The following is a 16,773-nucleotide window of genomic DNA, read 5'->3' as shown; positions in this document are numbered from 1 at the left end:
TCCCTACTTTCTTATTTCACTTATATTTTTCGCTGAATGCGATAAACGTACGCTAAAATTTCAGCAACCGCCTTGAAAAACTCTTCCGGAATGCGATCGCCAACTTCTACTTGATCATACATGGAACGTGCAAGCGGCCGATTTTCAACCATGACAATTTCATGCTCTTTGGCGATCATCTTAATTTTTTGTGCAATAAAATCTGCACCTTTCGCCACAACAATGGGCGAATCCATTTTCTCATCATCATATTTTAATGCAATGGCAAAGTGAGTAGGATTCGTGATGACGACATCCGCTTCTGGTATCTCTTGCATCATACGCCGCATCGCCATTTCTCGCTGACGTTGCTTAATCCGGGACTTAATGAGCGGATCCCCATCCATATTTTTATGTTCATCCTTAATATCCTGTTTGGACATTCTTAGGTTTTTTTCATAGTCAAATTTCTGATATAAAAAATCCAATATCGAAATAAAAAGCAAAACGAGTGAAGCGATAATTCCCATCATCCCCACTAATTTAGCGATTGTCAGCAGTGTCATATGAGGGGTTCGGAAAGCCAAGTCAAGCACTTGTCCGAAGTTCATCCAAATAACTAATGTAGTAACCGTACCAATAAACGAAATTTTTAATACTGATTTCAATAATTCTACAATGGCGCGGATTGAAAATATACGCTTCAATCCTTTAATTGGATCAATCTTTTTTAGATCAAATTTTAATGGTTCACCAGTAAATAACAAGCCAAATTGCAGTAGATTGGCTGCAACACTTGCAACTACAGCAATCACCATAATAGGCAATAATATAATCGCCATCTGTTTGACGATATCCATATAGACTAGCATGACTTGATCTTCGTTCAACGTATGTATAGGTATAAAATGCGTAAAAGATTCACGAAAAAAAACAAAGAAATTATCTCTCATGAATCCTGCCGCAAAAAACATGAACAGGAACACAGAGAGTAAAACAATCGAACTTGTGACGTCCTGACTTTTCAGTACTTGCCCTTTTTTTCGAGAATCTTCCCGTTTTTTCGGAGTGGCCTTTTCAGTTTTCTCGCCGGCGAAAAATTGTAAATCCAGCCTTAGTAACAATTTAGCCACCTCCCAGCAGTACCATCAAATCTCTCATTGTCAGGATCATCACTTCGAACAGTTTTTTCATTAAGGTAATCAGCACACCCGACATCGTCACGATTGCGAGAAAACTGACACCGATCTTGATAGGGAATCCGACAACAAATATATTCAGTTGCGGAACTGCCCTTGCCGTAATTCCAAGAGCCAAATCTACTAAAAACAAAGTAGCGACAACAGGAATCGCCATCTGAAACGCAATGGCAAAAGCTTTAGCAAATGTCAGAACCATGAATTCCGCCATTCCCTCGCTGCCAAACGGCGGCCACAACTCATTGACTGGGACAAACTCGTAACTGTAGAAGATACCGTCCAGCAGCATATGATGGCCGTTGATCGCAAGTAACAGCAACATCGCCAATGAATTGAAAAACTGACCGAGCAAAGGAGATTGAGCACCAGTTTGCGGATCGATGACGTTGGCGATGGCAAAACCCATTTGAAAGTCGATGAACCCGCCCGCCACTTGAATGGCAGCCATAATAATAAAGGCAGCAATACCAATCGACAGGCCAATTACCGCTTCTTTTATTACAAGCAATATGTATTGTCCGTCAATTTCCATAACCGGCATTTCCACAGTATAGGACATCATCCAAGCGAGAACCGCAGCAAAGATCAAGCGCTGAGTCGTTGGAATCGATCGATATGAAAAAAGCGGCAGCGTAACGAAAAAAGAAGTGACACGCGTTAGTATAAGTAAAAATGCAGGCAGTGATGGGATGAGTTCATTCATTTAATCACCCGATATACCTAGAGAGATTGGAAAAGATTTCACTCGCGTAATTGGTAACGTAAGAAAGCATCCAAGGGCCGAAAAATACAATAGCAACCATGACTGCTATGATCTTAGGCACGAATGCCAATGTCTGTTCTTGAATCTGTGTAGTTGCCTGAAAAATACTGACGGCTAACCCAGTCAATAACGCTACGATCAAAAGAGGTCCAGCAGCGAGAAGGATAACCCATACTGACCGTTCTGCAATGGAAATCACAAATTCACTCGTCAACTAAAACCCTCCCTAAAAGCTTTGTAGCAATGACTGGATAATGAGATACCAACCGTCCACTAAAACAAACAGCAATATTTTAAACGGCAATGAGATCATGACAGGCGGAAGCATCATCATTCCCATCGACATGAGGACACTGGCGACAATCATATCAATTACGAGAAACGGGATAAAAATCATGAAGCCCATTTGAAATGCGGTTTTGATTTCACTCAATGCGAAAGCAGGCACCATCATCGTTAATGGAATCTCTTCGATTGTTTCTGGCCGTTCCATTTGGTTGTAACGCATGAATAATTCCAAGTCTTTTTGTCTTGTATGTTGACTCATGAATTCCTTGAATGGCCCACTGGCGCGTTCGTACGCCTCGTCTAATGAAATTTCCTCATCGAATAATGGCGTCAAGGCTTCTTCATTCACTTGCGATAAGACAGGTGCCATAATGAAGAAAGTTAAAAATAACGCAAGTCCCACCAGCACTTGGTTAGGCGGCATCTGCTGAGTCGCAAGTGCTGTACGAACAAAAGACAACACAATAATGATCCGTGCAAATGAAGTCATCAAAATTAAAATAGCGGGTGCCAGTGACAGGACTGTCAGCAGCAGAAGCATTTTAATTGAAGTGGAGACATTGGCCGGATCACTGCTTGAAAATGAATTTAGAAAATCAGTCATCCCGGTCGCTCCCTTTCCCCTTCATTCGATCCAACTGCTGCTTGCGATCCGCTTTGATCTCTTCCATTTTGGATGAAAACAACTGACTGAAATCGGAGGCTTCTCCTACCGGGTCCCCAGATTTTGATTTCGCAAAAAATCTTTGATAAACCTGTGAGATTAACCCTTTTTGTACTTCACTGCCCTCTTGATCATAGCGTGCCAGCAAGTCGGCAATTTCATCTGGGTCTTCAATTTCCTTAAGAAGTTGGACATCTTCTCCTACGCCTACAACGAAATAATGATTACCCATTTTTACTAATTGGATTGATTTATGCTGCCCAAGCGGCACACCGCCCAAATTTGTCATCAAGCGAGTTTGATCGAAGTTCCGATTGCGTTTATTTAAAAAACGCAGCAACCATACTAGTAAACCTATGACGAAAATGAAGGCGAGAAACGTTCGGATATAATCCCAAGCAGTTAAACCCTTCGGCGGATCCATTGTAGTCTCCGGATCGGAAATTTTATTACTGTCTGGATTGTCCAAAAAGGGAGTATCAGAGCTACAATCTTTTCCTTTTCCGATGCAATCGGAGATTTTTGCGTCAGGATCTGTTTCCGCATATGCTTGGGGCATGAAAACAAGACAGACAAGCAACACAATAAGCCATTTGGTAACTATTTTTGCTATCATAAGGCGACTTAGCTCAACGCTTTGTCGATCGCTTCAATAACACGGTCTGCCTGGAAAGGCTTAACGATGAAATCTTTTGCTCCCGCTTGGATTGCATCAATTACCATTGCTTGCTGACCCATAGCAGAACACATAATGATTGTTGCAGAAGGATCCGTACCTTTAATCGCTTTAAGCGCCGCAATACCGTCCATTTCTGGCATCGTAATATCCATTGTCACGAGATCTGGTTTTAATTCGTTGTACTTCTCCACGGCTTGTGCACCATCTGCCGCTTCACCTACTACTTCATAATCGTTTTTCGTCAAAATATCTTTAATCATCATGCGCATAAATGCCGCATCGTCTACTACTAAAATTCGTTTTCCCATTCCTATTCCCTCCAGATATCTACTATCGTAAGTTATTCAAGCGGTCCATTTGGCTCAGTATATCCGTAATGCGGACTCCGAAGTTTTCATCGATGACCACTACTTCGCCTTTTGCAATAAAGCGATTATTGACTAAGATGTCTACTGGTTCCCCAGCCAATTTATCCAGTTCGATAATTGAACCGCTGGACATTTCCAATATTTCTTGTACAGAACGCTTTGTTCTGCCCAATTCCACAGTTACTTGAAGTGGTATATCAAGCAGCATATTTAAATTATTTGCTTCATCTTTACTTAAGCCAGGTGCTTGGAAGCTTGCAAATTCTGCCTGCTGCACTTGTACTTGCGGCTGTGTCGGTCTTGGTGCTTGTTGAACCTGTTGCTGCGGTGGTGCTTGATACATTGGTTCAGGCTGCGGTGCAGGTTGCTGAACCTCTTGTTGCGCTGGCGCTTCTTGAGCTACAGGCTGTGTTGGGGCCGGCGGTTCTTCCGTAACCGTCGCAGCCTCCTCTTCTCCCATTAGAGATGAGACAAGTTTCTTCCCAAATTCCAGCGGGAATAATTGCATAATATCCGAGTCGATCAATTCGCCCACCTTCAAATTAAATGACACACGGATCAGCAAATTATGCGGTGGAATATGTTCTGTTCCTTGATCTAGCTGAATGTTCATCAAATCAATGGTAGGCGGTGAGATATCCACCTTTTTATTAAATATGGTCGACATGGATGTAGCAGAAGAACCCATCATTTGATTCATGGCTTCCTGTACAGCACTTAAATGGATATCGCTCAACTCTTCATTCGGGGAAGTACCGTCCCCGCCGAGCATCAAATCAGCTATAATTGCTGCATCGCTTTGCTTAATAACAAGTAAATTGACACCACTCAAACCTTCGGTGTATTCGACTTTTATGGCGACATACGGGTGGACAAACTCTTTGTCCAACTCATCGCGATTAATCAATGAAATCTTCGGTGTTGTAATGTCTACTTTCTGTCCGAGTAACGCGGACAAAGCAGTCGCTGAACTACCGAATGAAATGTTCCCGACTTCTCCAAGGGCGTCTTGCTCCATATCTGTTAAGTAATCGCCGATTTGGATGTCTGCTGATTCCGATGCTGGTTCTTCAGCTGGCTCCAGCGTTTCACCGCGCAATAACGCTTCAATTTCTTCCTGTGAAAGAATGTTATCACTCATCATCCTCATCCCCTCCCGTCTTCAAAGTATCCAGTATTTGAACAGCCATCCGGTTTCTCAATTTCCCTGGCTGTGCGGTAAATTTCGGTGTTTCTCCTACCCGAATGACGAGCGGATCTTCAATTTTCGTATCCAATGAAATGACATCTCCCATTTGCAGGTAAAGGAAATCTTCTATAGAAATTTCTCCTTTTCCTAAATCAGCAACTACCGGTAATGTCGCTTTTTTAATGCGCCTCTCCAGAAGTATACTCTGTTCTGGAGTTGGCTCTTTTTTATTCGTCTGCATCCAATAACTGACAGATAAGTTTGGAATGATAGGTTCAAGTGCAATATGCGGAATACACATATTAATCATACCGCTCGATTCGCCTATAACGATATTAAATGAAATAACAACGACCGTTTCATTTGGAGAAATCATTTGCAAAAACTGCGGATTGACTTCCATCTCCGCAAGATATGGATCGATTTCAATCAGTCCCGACCAAGCCTCTCGTAAACTATCAAATGAACGTTCAAATAAGTTCGTTAAAATCTTTGTTTCAATCTCCGTCATATTATCTACTTTTCCAGAACTAGAGCCAAATCCACCCATTAAGCGTTCAAGCATGGAGTACGCAACATTCGGATTCACTTCCATCAAAATATTGCCTTCTAGAGGCGAGACATCGAATATATTGATCAATGTCATATTCGGAATCGAACTGATAAATTCTTCAAATGGAATCTGATCGACCGACACAACATTGATCTGGACATATGTGCGCAGCTGAGCAGAAAAATAGGTCGTCAGCAATCTAGCAAAGTTTTCATGGATTCGTGTCAAACTGCGAATCTGATCCTTCGAGAAACGCAGTGCCCGTTTAAAGTCATACACGCGTACTTTTCGGGTTTCTTCTTCTTTTTTCATTTCTTCCGCTGACATTTCACCCGTCGATAAAGCAGACAACAGCGCATCTATTTCATTTTGGGACAGTACATCTCCCGACATAAGCCCACCTCCTCTTGCGTAAGCACCTCTTACAGATCATAACTTTCGTCATTGAATAATGTAAGAGACAATATACACTTTCTCTATTTTACCATCTTGCATCAATTCATTCAGTTGGGCTTTAATAGAATCCTCGAACTGCTGCTTTCCTGCTTTTCCTTCAAAATCTTTCGCTGTCATCTCGGAAAGCTCTTGAATTACTAGGTTTTTCACTTGGAAGTCTCGTTTTGTCAGCTCTTCTGCCGCTTTCTTGCTGTCTGTCTGAATCTTGAGTGACACGCGAATGAAATTGCGACCTGATAAATTCGTCGTGATTTCCTCGATATCGACAGAGGACTCAAGAATTTCATCGATGTTCGGACCCTTCTCTGCAGTTTCATCGCCTTTATTAAAATTCAAAATTAGAACAACTGCCACCACGCCAATAAGTGTGATACTTACTAAAATAATCAATGAGATCGTCAATAATTTATTCTTCATCTTCTTCACCCCGGATATGCGGATTCGACAGCAACTGGACCGCTTGATAAAATTCAATGATCCGGCTGTTCACTTCCTCAACCGTATCAAGGACAATATACTTTGACCCTGTCGTCAATGTGATCGTCGTGTCTGGAAACGACTCGACCTTCTCTATGTACAAAGCATTTAATGTGAATGTCGTTCGATTCAACCGCGTTACTTTAATCATATGTAAGGGGCCAGGCCAAGGCCGGCCCGACCCTCCTTTTTTATTCTATGCTAGGTTTATCGTTTCAAGTTTACGAGTTCTTGCAGGATTTCGTCTGATGTTGTGATGATCCGGGTGTTGGCTTGGAATCCACGTTGTGCTACGATCATTTCTGTGAATTCTTCTGATAGGTCGACGTTAGACATTTCTAGGGAGCCGGATACTATGGAGCCGCGACCGCCTTGAAGAGGGTCAGTACCTGTCTGTTTACCGGCATTCGGGCTATCTTGGTAGAGGTTTCCTCCAACTTTTTGAAGTCCTCCTGGGTTACTGAATTTAGCAAGCTGTATTTTCTGAGTGCCTTGTAGAGCGCCCGCAGAGTCCACATATTTCACTTCACCATTTTGCCCGATTGAAATTGATTTAGATCCTTCAGGTATATTTATCTTGGCATTCGCACTATCCAACAAATATCTACCATCTCCATCTACCAAGTCTCCTGCTTTATCCATGTAAAAAATGCCGGCCCTTGTGTATAGGCTATTGGCACCTCCAGCCTCACCAACCACAAAAAAACCATCTCCTTCTATCGCAAGGTCTAGTGTATTACCAGTAAACTGTGTAGATCCAGGAGTGTGGATTGTATCAATGGTAGCCAATTGAGAACCCAAACCTACTTGCTTAGGATTCACACCACCACGTGGTCCCCCTGGAGCGGTAGCACCAGACACAGTCTGTGAATACAAGTCTTTAAATACAGTACGCCCCTTCTTAAATCCATACGTATTCACATTCGCAATATTATTACCAATCACGTCTAATTTCGTCTGAAAGTTTTTCAATCCTGATATTCCTGAGTACATTGACCGTAACATAATGTAGTTTCCCCTCTCGATTTTAAAGTGCACCGCGTCATTCAGTCGGCGGTGCGTTGGCATCCTCGTAAGGTCCTGCCAAGTTTAGCTGAGTAGTATCGTGCCATCGATATTCGTAAATAATTGGTCTTTTGCTTCCATGCGGTCCATCGCTGTGATGACGGTTGAATTTTTTGCACTGACGATGAGTGCAGCCTGGTCGGTCAACACAAGTGATTCACGTATTCCCTTCCTCTTCGCCTCGTCCACTTTCTCTGAGATGCGTGTCCATTCTGCATCAGTCATTTGAATGCCTCGTTCTTGTAGGCGGTCGTTTGCGTGTTTGCTGATCTTCAACTTCTCCGGTTGCGTCGCTTTCTGCAAATGTTCAATAAATGAATGATTAGGCTTGGCTGTCTGTTGGCTTTTCCCTTGGTGTATGAGTGGCTGTGATGGAATGCGATGGAAATCAATCTTATTCATGACATCGCTCCATTCTTGTCTTATTCACTGATCGAAGTGAATTGGTTTCCTTCAATCTTAATGTCGCCTTCCAAAATATAATGCAACTTGCCATCTTTATTCGTAACAGAAACTACCTTCCCTGTACGTTCTTCGTCGCCATCCATATAACCGACTGTCTTGCCAATAAGCATACTTGCCTGCACAAGATTGTTCGGTTGACTACCGGAACCTCCGCCTGCACCAGATGATAATACTTCAGAAATATTACCTGGAGTTAATTCTTTTCCATCTTCCAATGTAAACACAATCGAACCATTAACATATTTGATGGATTGAATATTTCCGGTTCCTTCATTGATGATCGGCTTGCCGTCTTCATCCTTCTTATCTGTCACTTCATGCCATTTAACGTCTTTGCCGATAAAGCTGTTGTATTGAATTAATTGACTTTGGTTCTGCGCTTCTGCAAACTTTTCAAATGCTTTTGCCATGTTCATCGTTTGTTCGAGTGACGAAAACTGGGCCATTTGTGCAATGAATTCATTATCTTTCATCGGATTCGTTGGATCTTGATTCGTCAACTGTGCAATAAGGATTTTCATGAAGGCATCCTTCCCCATCGTGTCGGGGCCAGTCTTTCGTTCATCTCGCTGCTTATTGATCAGGTACATTGAATCTGTAATCGGTTTATATCCTTCTGGTGAATTAATTTCGTTGGGCAATGTCTATACCTCCAGTTCAATCATGAACTCTTCAAAAGTCCGTTCTTGTTCATCCTGATTTTGATCTTGTTCTGTAAGCTGTTCTTTCTGTTGCTCGTTTTGTTTATTGAACGCCTGTTCCCGATCATTCTTAGAAGGTTCTTGTATTGTTTGTGACAAATCGATACGCTCTACCTGTAAGTTTTGCTGATTGAACGCTTGACGTAGCTGATGCATTTGACTGTCGAGCATTTCACGTGCCATCGCAGTGGATGCTAAGATTCTTGCCGTCATCACGCCATTAATTTCAAGCAACTCAATACGCACTTGTCCCAGATGTTCTGGATAAAGCTTGACCATCAGACGATTCGTTCCGCCTGTCTGTCCGAAATTTGCCCGATTCAATATCGCTTGGAACTCGCGCATCAACGCTTCACTGCGGCTTTCCGGCACTTTTTCTGTCTGCGTCATCTGGAATACAGGTCTTCCTTCTGTTTGGGTCAATGCAGGTTGCACAGCGGGTGTTTCATTCTTTGTTTGCTGTTCCTGTTGTTTTGTGTCCGTAGCAGGTTGTTCTGCCGCAAATCGGATCATATGTTGGACTGCAGTAGGTAATTGGATAGCTTGTTTCACTTCAGGCTGTATCGCCTTATCTTCTAAATGACTCGCAAATTGCGCCAGTAAAGGTTGGATTGTATGAATTAACTCTTCCTGTCTAACGAACAGGTCCTTTGAAGGGGCTGAAAGTTCAATCGCTTTGAATAATGCTGCGATATCTACTGTTATTTTTTCAGGCAACAGCTGCATCGCTTCATTCAATTGATCAGACGACAAATTTTGCAATGACTCGATCACAAACCAAATATCACCTGTTGCCTGCATTTGATCGATTGCTTTTTCATCTAACCCGGCTTCTTCCAACGCCTTCGTCATCTCTTCTATTAGTTTATCAGGATTTCCGCTAATAATAGATGCCAATTGTTGCAAACTAGGAAACTTCTGAATATTTTTCAAGTCTGCTAAAGACGCTTCTATGCCATTACTCCATTGTAAAGCTGTACCTAGGGATGTCTGTTCATCTTGCTCCAATTGTTCAAGAATCCCCGCAAGCTCCTCTAACGTTTCTGCTTGCAAAATACCTTCCAACAATTGAGCCGTTTCTACATCTTTCCCGGTTGACTGTTGTACATCCGACGATTGAGATGCTCCCATTAAACTTTGGAATACACTGCCAAAACCCGCTCCCTTTGCATTTGCAGATGAAGAGACTTGAGAACTAGCTGGAACACTAGAAGAACTGACTCCCATTAATAGTCCTAAATTCACTCTCTCACCTCCTTCCACTATGATTATACTACTTTGTGAGCATGGAAGTATATTTCGCAGCTTCTTCCGGTGCCATTTTTTCAAGTATCGCTGCTAAAGTCGCAGGTTTTAAGTTGGATAAAATCTGCACAGCTTCCGCATCGCCCATTTTCGTAATAACAGGAGCAGCAGATTTTGCCGACATTTGCTCATATGTGGTGACAATTTCTTTGAAATCTCTTTTGGATTCGCTTTGTGCGCGCTTCAATTTTTCGATTTCTTCATTCAATTTCTCTTTTTCTATTTCCAGCGTTTCGTTTGAATCCTTTACTTTCGTTAGTTCATCTTGGACTTCAAATAACTGTGCTTCTTTTTCTTGAATTTCTGCCTGCAATGAAATGACGCGTTCTTCTAAAATTAAATCACCTTCGACTTTTTCATCGGGCGCTTTTTCTTCTAAAAAAGGGATCTTAGATGTCCATTCTTTTGCCTGATCGAACACATTGATATCAGCAACTTTGGCGATGATTAATACGACAGCTGTTGTGAACATAAGGGGTATAATAATCCATGCCAATAAAATCTGAAAAAAACCGGCAGACTTTTTCTCTTTTAATTCTACTGATTTCGTTTCTTTTGTCTTCTTAGCTTTAGCCACTTTACCACCTGTCTTCTTTCGAGCGAAATTTCATCGTAGACAGTTCGTCGATCCGATTTGCCTCCACATGGTCCATTTCTGCATCATATTGTTGTTTGCCTTTTTCTTTCATTTTTTCGAATTTCTTTACTTCTATATTCTTTTCTAATAACTGCGACTCGTACCAGTTCATTTTTGAACGTGATTTCACCACTTCCTGTTGGATATAATCAATTTTCATATCCAACGTGTTAATAAAACGTGAATAGTGGTGCAAATCATCGATAGAAAAACCTGTGCTCATCCGCTGTTGCTGTTCTTCAAGCGTGTCTTCTTTCTTCTTCAGCTGATCATACAGCTCCCTCGCCACTTCCTCAAATTGCTGAATGGCCTCTTTATAAGCCATTTCTGTTTCATCCCGTTCTTGCTCGCGCAATGTCAGCACTTTTTCAAAACGATAGTGGTAAGAAGTCATATGTTGCCGCCTCCTCCAGAAGCTAAAGCTACTATCTCATTCACTGTATCTTCCAGCTGGACATTATCTTTATAGCTTTGCTTCAAAAAGTTCGTGATAATCGGCTCATATTCAATTGCTTCATCTATTTCTTTGGATGTCCCTTTTTTATAAGCTCCGATATTGATCAAGTCTTCTGATTTATCGTAAGTGTAATAGAGTTCACGCAATCGTTCTGCTGCCTTGACGTGTTCAGGGTCTGCAATATGATTCATTAGACGGCTGACACTTTTCAAGACGTTGATTGCAGGGTACTGTCCCTTATTTGCAAGCGTTCGGTCAAGCACGATATGGCCGTCAAGAATCCCCCGGACTGCATCTGCAATCGGTTCGTTCATGTCGTCACCGTCCACAAGCACTGTATAGAAAGCAGTAATTGCGCCTAGTTCATTGGTGCCTGTACGTTCTAGAAGTTTCGGTAAAATAGCAAAAACAGAAGGTGTATAGCCGCGCGTTGCAGGTGGTTCACCAACAGCCAGTCCAATTTCTCGCTGCGCCATTGCTACCCGCGTAACCGAATCCATCATCAGCATCACATTCATACCTTTATCCCTGAAATACTCCGCGATCGCAGTAGCTGTAAAAGCACCTTTGATCCGCATGAGCGCAGGTTGGTCCGATGTGGCCGCCACAACGATCGTACGCTTCAACCCTTCAGGTCCCAAGTCACGGTCAATAAACTCTCGCACTTCCCGGCCACGTTCTCCGATTAGTGCAATAACGTTTATATCCGCTTCAGTATTGCGAGCAATCATTCCGAGCAATGTACTTTTCCCGACACCTGACCCTGCGAAGATTCCGACCCGCTGGCCGTTTCCTACTGTCAGCATGCCATCAATAGCTTTAACTCCGACTGCAAGTTTATCATTAATTGTCGGACGCGTAAGGACATTCGGGGGGCTGTTTTCTGTCCGCACAGTTGCTAAACCTTTTGGCAATGCACTGTGATCAATCGGATTACCCATGGAATCGAGAACTTGTCCTATCAAGTTCATTCCAACCTTTACTTCAAGAGGTTTACCGAGCGTTTCAACTAGGCAGCCGCTTGAAATATTACTGATGTCCGTATATGGCATGAGCATGACGACTTCTTCACGGAATCCCACTACTTCCGCTTTAATAATCGAACGCCCTGTATCTGGTACATTTAAATGGATGTGACATACATCACCAATAGAAGATTCAGGCCCTTGCGATTCAATCATCAACCCGACTACTCGAATAACTCGGCCATACTTTTTCATCGTGTTGATATTTGGAATAATTCGGATAAGATCTTCGGCTTTTCTCAAAATTACGCACCACTTTCCATAATTTCAACAAGCTGTTCTTTCAGTTCGTTCAATTGTTCATCGACGCTTACTACTATGCGGCCGTGATTGGTTTCTATAAAGCAATCCGTGGCGTCAAAGTCTTCATTGACAAAAATCAAGAATGGCGTTTCAGGCGGAAAGATGGAGGATAATTCTGCTCGATTATCGGTCACCATTTTAAAGTGTTCTGTGGGAACAAATAGTTTAATTTCTTTCATTTCTTGTGCTTCTTTTATACCCTTCCGGACAATTGAAAGATATGTTTCTTCATCCTCTTCAATCGTTTGGTTGATAATTTGTTCAGCTGAACGAAGCGCAATATCCAAAATGACTCGTTCTTGGTTAATCAAATATTGCGTAGCGTTCTGATAGGACAATGTCGTTGTTTCATTTGCGGCTTGGATCATTTCCTGCATATCTGATATCACTTTATTGCGCCCATCTTCGAAGCCAGCCTGAAACCCTTCGTCATATGCCTGCTGCTGCAATTGCTCTTTTTCATTTGACCAGGCAGAGCGCATCGACTCGATATCTACTGCTGCACTTTCCATTCGCTTTTGAATATCAGCATTCGCAATATCGCTGCGTTGCTGAATTTCTTGAAGCATCTGATTACGCTCAGCGAACATCGCTGCATTGTTTACCGGTGCCTCAGAAGAAACTTGAGGCACCGGTTCATTTTGCAAACTGCGAATCGAGATTTCTTTCACTTGATTTTGTTTTACTACCGTACGTTCTGAACGAAATAGATTAGACAATGATGTCATCTCCTCCGCCGCGTGCAATAATGATTTCGCCTGCATCCTCTAGTCTGCGAACAATACCTACTATTCTTGATTGTGCCTCTTCCACGTCCCGCAGTCTGACCGGACCCATAACTTCCATTTCTTCCTGGAAGGATTCCGCCATCCGTTGTGACATGTTTTTGAATAGAATATCTTTTACTTCTTCGCTTGATACTTTCATAGATAAAATGAGGTCTTCATTCTCACACTCACGAACAACCCGCTGAATGGAGCGGTTATCCAATGTAATGATATCTTCGAAGACAAACATTCTTTTGCGTATCTCTTCTGCCAACTCCGGATCTTGAATCTCCAGTGCATCGAGGATTGTTTTCTCGGTTGCCCGGTCGACACCGTTCAATACTTCTACTACTGCATCGACACCGCCTGTTTCCGTGAAATCTTGTGTGACAGTAGATGACAGTTTACGTTCAAGCACCGCTTCGATTTCACTGATCACTTCTGGGGAAGTTGACTCCATAGTTGCAATACGTTTAGCTATATCCGCCTGCATTTCTTGTGGCAATGAAGATAAGATCAATCCTGCTTGCTCCGCTTCTAGATAAGACAGGATGAGCGCAATCGTCTGCGGGTGTTCGTTTTGAATGAAGTTCAAGATTTGCGAAGGCTCTGCCCGTCTAGCAAAATCAAACGGTCGTACTTGAAGCGACGAGGTCAGACGGTTAATGATTGCCTGTGCATGATCTTTACCGAGCGCTTTTTCAAGTACCGTCTTCGCATATCCAATCCCGCCCTGCGAAATATAATCTTGCGCAAGGGCAATATTATGAAATTCTTCTATGATTTCCTCTTTTACAGCGGAATCTACTTTTTTGACACCTGATATTTCCAATGTCAATCTCTCAATCTCTTCTTCATTTAAGTGCTTATAAACCGCCGCTGAGACTTCAGGTCCGAGAGAGATAAGCAATAGGGCAGCTTTTTGTTTGCCTGACATACCTTTGTCTTTCTTTACCAATTTTTACCCCTCCGTTACTCCTCAGCAATCCACGTTCTTAATAACTTCGCAAATTCTTCTGGTTTATCTTTCGCCATTTTTTCGAGCTGTTTTCTACGTGCAGTAGCTTCCGTCTCTTGTTCCAAGTTAATATCATCCACTTGGATTGCTTCCATTTCTTCCGCCAATGCCAGTTCTTCTTCCTCTTCCGCATCTCTGCGTCGCTTACGCAAGAACAGAACAACAAGGACGATAATTGCTAGCAACAAGACACCGCCAATTACGTAAACCCACCAAGGAATAGCTGTCTTCGTTTCTTCAAACGCCATATTTTTACCTTTAAGAGGTTGAACAGACAATGCAATTTTTTCAGCCAGCATTTCATCCGTCAATTCTCCAGCTGCTTCTTTATCTAAAGAAGTACGTACAATTGTTTCTAGAATCCGTTCAATATCTTGCTCCACTTCAGTGGAAAGTGAAGTAGGATCGTCCGCTGTCGGCGGCTCAATCATTACTTGTATGCCGATGTCCCGGATTTTATAAGGACTCTCCACGATATCCTTTTTGATTCGGTTCACTTCATTATTGATCGTCTCTTCTAAACGCTCATAATCGCCGTTCCCCATGTCGCCTTCAACATAGGTAGTTCGATTGTCGGTCGGATCTTCCGCTTCAGGTGTACCGCCTACAGCTGGATTCGTTCCAGAAAACGATTCTGTAATCCGTTGAACACTTAACGCAATACCTTCCATGTTTTCTTCATCGACAGGTGTTACAAGGTTTTCTTCACGCTTTTCTACTTTAAAATCGATATCTGTTGTAACAGAAACAACCACTTTGTCTTGCCCCATCATTGTGCCAAGCATCGTTTGCACTTGTCTCTGTAGATCTCGTTCAATTGTCTTTTTCACGCCCATTTGATCAGTTACACTCTGTCCGTAAGAATTTCCTGAGTCATTTAGATCAAAGTACTCAAAATACTGGTTCTGTATAAGAATATTGTCAGTAGATAAGTTCGGTAAGCTTTTAGAAACCAAGTTATAGAGTGAGGTGATCTGTTGCTCTGAGAAAGTTTGACCAGGGTTCGTTTTCAGCATGATTGCAGCACTGGCCTCTTGCGTGCTGTCATTTACGAAAATACCCTCTGTCGGTAAAGTAAGCATGACTTTTGCATCCTTGATACCTTCTATACCCTTTATTAAATTCGCTAGTTCCGTCTGCATCGCTGCAAGTTTGATCATGTTGAATTCATTGTCTGTCGTACCGAATCCCGCATTTTCTGAGAAAAAAGAGTAATCGATCAGCCCGGAATCCGGAAATCCTTCCGCTGCTAACGAAACTCGCAGATTGTCCAACTGCTTTTCCGGTACTGATATAGCTGTACCGCCGGGCTCCACTTGATACGAGACACCCTGACCATCTAACACTTCCTTGATACGGCCTATCTCAGACGGCGATACTTCCGAATAGAGGGTTACATAGGTGGTCCTAGACAAATACACCGTTAAAAAAATGGCCAATGCAATAACACTGGCTGCTGTAGCAATATATGTGATTTTTTTACTTTTCGAGCGGCTTTCCCAGAACGCCTTGAGGTCTGCTCTGAGCTTTGTAAATCTTTCTTTCATTTTAATCCCCCGGTCAGCCTAGCTAGGCAAATTTTTAAGTCTGCCTAGTGTTTCACTATCTGTTAGACAGGCATTCTAATAATTTCTTGGTAGGCTTCTACCACTTTATTGCGTATTTCGACAGTCGCATTCAGTGCGACGCTTGCTTTTTGAGCAGTGATCATGACGTTGTGCAAATCGACATCTTCTCCTTTAATCAACTTGACCGTCATTGTATCAGAAGCTTGCTGCGCTTGATCTACTTGTTGAATTGCGTCATTCAACATAGTGGAGAAACTTTGCTGAGCCTCGAAAGGGGTTTTCTGTGTCTTTAGTTCAGGCTGTTGTACAGACATGGCGGATGTAGCCCCAGTGATTGATTGAATCGGCATCCATATTCACTCCTTTTCTAAAAGCTTGTGCTGTTTATTTTCCGATCTCTAACGCTTTCATTAGCATCGATTTATTTGCATTCAGTACGGTTACGTTGGCTTCATAGGATCTCGTCGCAGACATCAAATCGATCATTTCACGCAACGGATCAACATTCGGCATTTGTACATAGCCTTCTTCATTTGCATCAGGATGTGATGGATCAAAAACCAACTTAAAAGGCGTTTCACGGTCTTCTTTCACTCGTGTTACTGCTACGCCATTGCCTGCGCCGCCGTGGGAGTGAACCCCTTTTGCCGCTTGCAGGAAAGAAGCAAATTGTCCTTCTTTCGGTTGCAAAGTCACTGTTTTTCGACGGTACGGCTCCCACTCACCATTCACTTGTTTTGCACGTGTGGAGTCGACATTTGCCATATTGGACGAAATGACATCCATCCTAAGGCGTTGCGCAGTGAGGGCTGAGGAAGATGTATTCAAACTGTGGAATATACTCACA

Annotated in this window: 22 protein-coding genes; all 22 read right to left on the bottom strand. The window is 42.6% G+C overall.

The window, feature by feature from the left end:
* Positions 1-20: 20 nt before the first annotated feature.
* Positions 21-1,112, bottom strand: a complete 1,092-nt coding sequence (gene flhB, locus MKX97_RS05785) for a flagellar biosynthesis protein FlhB (RefSeq protein WP_009497382.1) — start codon at positions 1,110-1,112, stop codon at positions 21-23.
* Entirely contained in the window at positions 1,105-1,881 is a 777-nt protein-coding gene (gene fliR / locus MKX97_RS05780; protein ID WP_342537161.1) for a flagellar biosynthetic protein FliR, read from the bottom strand. Before fliR ends, flhB begins: the two co-directional genes overlap by 8 nt.
* A 4-nt stretch (positions 1,882-1,885) precedes the next feature.
* Positions 1,886-2,155, bottom strand: a complete 270-nt coding sequence (fliQ, locus tag MKX97_RS05775; RefSeq protein WP_009497384.1) for a flagellar biosynthesis protein FliQ — start codon at positions 2,153-2,155, stop codon at positions 1,886-1,888.
* 12 nt (positions 2,156-2,167) lie between these two features.
* Complete coding sequence (gene fliP, locus MKX97_RS05770) at positions 2,168-2,833, bottom strand: flagellar type III secretion system pore protein FliP (protein ID WP_221836078.1); 666 nt, start codon at positions 2,831-2,833, stop codon at positions 2,168-2,170.
* Positions 2,826-3,509: a flagellar biosynthetic protein FliO gene (locus MKX97_RS05765; protein WP_342537160.1), complete on the bottom strand. Its 684-nt coding sequence runs from the start codon at positions 3,507-3,509 to the stop codon at positions 2,826-2,828. The genes fliP and MKX97_RS05765 overlap by 8 nt, the downstream gene beginning before the upstream one ends.
* Before the next feature lie 8 nt (positions 3,510-3,517).
* The gene (locus tag MKX97_RS05760; RefSeq protein ID WP_078817745.1) at positions 3,518-3,880 is read right to left on the bottom strand and encodes a response regulator; all 363 of its coding nucleotides are present in this window, start codon (positions 3,878-3,880) and stop codon (positions 3,518-3,520) included.
* 22 nt (positions 3,881-3,902) lie between these two features.
* Entirely contained in the window at positions 3,903-5,081 is a 1,179-nt protein-coding gene (gene fliY / locus MKX97_RS05755; RefSeq protein ID WP_342537485.1) for a flagellar motor switch phosphatase FliY, read from the bottom strand.
* A complete protein-coding gene (gene fliM / locus MKX97_RS05750) occupies positions 5,074-6,075 on the bottom strand; it encodes a flagellar motor switch protein FliM (RefSeq protein ID WP_078817746.1) in 1,002 nt (333 codons plus the stop codon). The genes fliY and fliM overlap by 8 nt, the downstream gene beginning before the upstream one ends.
* 48 nt (positions 6,076-6,123) lie before the next feature.
* A complete protein-coding gene (fliL, locus tag MKX97_RS05745) occupies positions 6,124-6,555 on the bottom strand; it encodes a flagellar basal body-associated protein FliL (RefSeq protein ID WP_009497390.1) in 432 nt (143 codons plus the stop codon).
* Positions 6,545-6,766 carry a flagellar FlbD family protein gene (locus MKX97_RS05740; protein WP_009497399.1) on the bottom strand — a complete coding sequence of 74 codons (222 nt, stop codon included), beginning with the start codon at positions 6,764-6,766 and terminating at the stop codon, positions 6,545-6,547. Before MKX97_RS05740 ends, fliL begins: the two co-directional genes overlap by 11 nt.
* Before the next feature lie 56 nt (positions 6,767-6,822).
* A complete protein-coding gene (gene flgG, locus MKX97_RS05735) occupies positions 6,823-7,620 on the bottom strand; it encodes a flagellar basal body rod protein FlgG (protein WP_040758248.1) in 798 nt (265 codons plus the stop codon).
* 84 nt (positions 7,621-7,704) lie between these two features.
* Positions 7,705-8,082, bottom strand: a complete 378-nt coding sequence (locus tag MKX97_RS05730) for a TIGR02530 family flagellar biosynthesis protein (RefSeq protein ID WP_009765505.1) — start codon at positions 8,080-8,082, stop codon at positions 7,705-7,707.
* A gap of 20 nt (positions 8,083-8,102) precedes the next feature.
* The gene (gene flgD / locus MKX97_RS05725; protein ID WP_009765506.1) at positions 8,103-8,786 is read right to left on the bottom strand and encodes a flagellar hook assembly protein FlgD; all 684 of its coding nucleotides are present in this window, start codon (positions 8,784-8,786) and stop codon (positions 8,103-8,105) included.
* A gap of 3 nt (positions 8,787-8,789) precedes the next feature.
* Complete coding sequence (locus tag MKX97_RS05720; RefSeq protein WP_050804632.1) at positions 8,790-10,091, bottom strand: flagellar hook-length control protein FliK; 1,302 nt, start codon at positions 10,089-10,091, stop codon at positions 8,790-8,792.
* A gap of 28 nt (positions 10,092-10,119) precedes the next feature.
* Positions 10,120-10,728, bottom strand: a complete 609-nt coding sequence (locus tag MKX97_RS05715; protein WP_342537159.1) for a hypothetical protein — start codon at positions 10,726-10,728, stop codon at positions 10,120-10,122.
* A gap of 1 nt (position 10,729) precedes the next feature.
* On the bottom strand, positions 10,730-11,182 hold the full coding sequence (gene fliJ, locus MKX97_RS05710; RefSeq protein ID WP_009765509.1) for a flagellar export protein FliJ: 453 nt from the start codon (positions 11,180-11,182) through the stop codon (positions 10,730-10,732).
* Positions 11,179-12,513, bottom strand: a complete 1,335-nt coding sequence (gene fliI / locus MKX97_RS05705) for a flagellar protein export ATPase FliI (protein ID WP_009765510.1) — start codon at positions 12,511-12,513, stop codon at positions 11,179-11,181. The genes fliJ and fliI overlap by 4 nt, the downstream gene beginning before the upstream one ends.
* A gap of 2 nt (positions 12,514-12,515) precedes the next feature.
* A complete protein-coding gene (gene fliH, locus MKX97_RS05700; RefSeq protein ID WP_050804633.1) occupies positions 12,516-13,292 on the bottom strand; it encodes a flagellar assembly protein FliH in 777 nt (258 codons plus the stop codon).
* The gene (gene fliG / locus MKX97_RS05695) at positions 13,285-14,298 is read right to left on the bottom strand and encodes a flagellar motor switch protein FliG (RefSeq protein ID WP_078817751.1); all 1,014 of its coding nucleotides are present in this window, start codon (positions 14,296-14,298) and stop codon (positions 13,285-13,287) included. Before fliG ends, fliH begins: the two co-directional genes overlap by 8 nt.
* 14 nt (positions 14,299-14,312) lie before the next feature.
* A complete protein-coding gene (gene fliF, locus MKX97_RS05690; RefSeq protein ID WP_342537158.1) occupies positions 14,313-15,905 on the bottom strand; it encodes a flagellar basal-body MS-ring/collar protein FliF in 1,593 nt (530 codons plus the stop codon).
* Positions 15,906-15,967: 62 nt separating this feature from the next.
* Positions 15,968-16,276, bottom strand: coding sequence for a flagellar hook-basal body complex protein FliE (gene fliE / locus MKX97_RS05685; RefSeq protein WP_078817753.1), 309 nt, complete (start codon positions 16,274-16,276; stop codon positions 15,968-15,970).
* A gap of 34 nt (positions 16,277-16,310) precedes the next feature.
* Positions 16,311-16,772, bottom strand: coding sequence for a flagellar basal body rod protein FlgC (flgC, locus tag MKX97_RS05680; protein WP_009765515.1), 462 nt, complete (start codon positions 16,770-16,772; stop codon positions 16,311-16,313).
* Position 16,773: the final 1 nt, after the last annotated feature.

The sequence above is a fragment of the Sporosarcina sp. FSL K6-3508 genome, assembly GCF_038615825.1.
GTDB lineage: Bacteria > Bacillota > Bacilli > Bacillales_A > Planococcaceae > Sporosarcina > Sporosarcina newyorkensis.
This window is presented reverse-complemented; position numbering and strand designations above follow the sequence as displayed.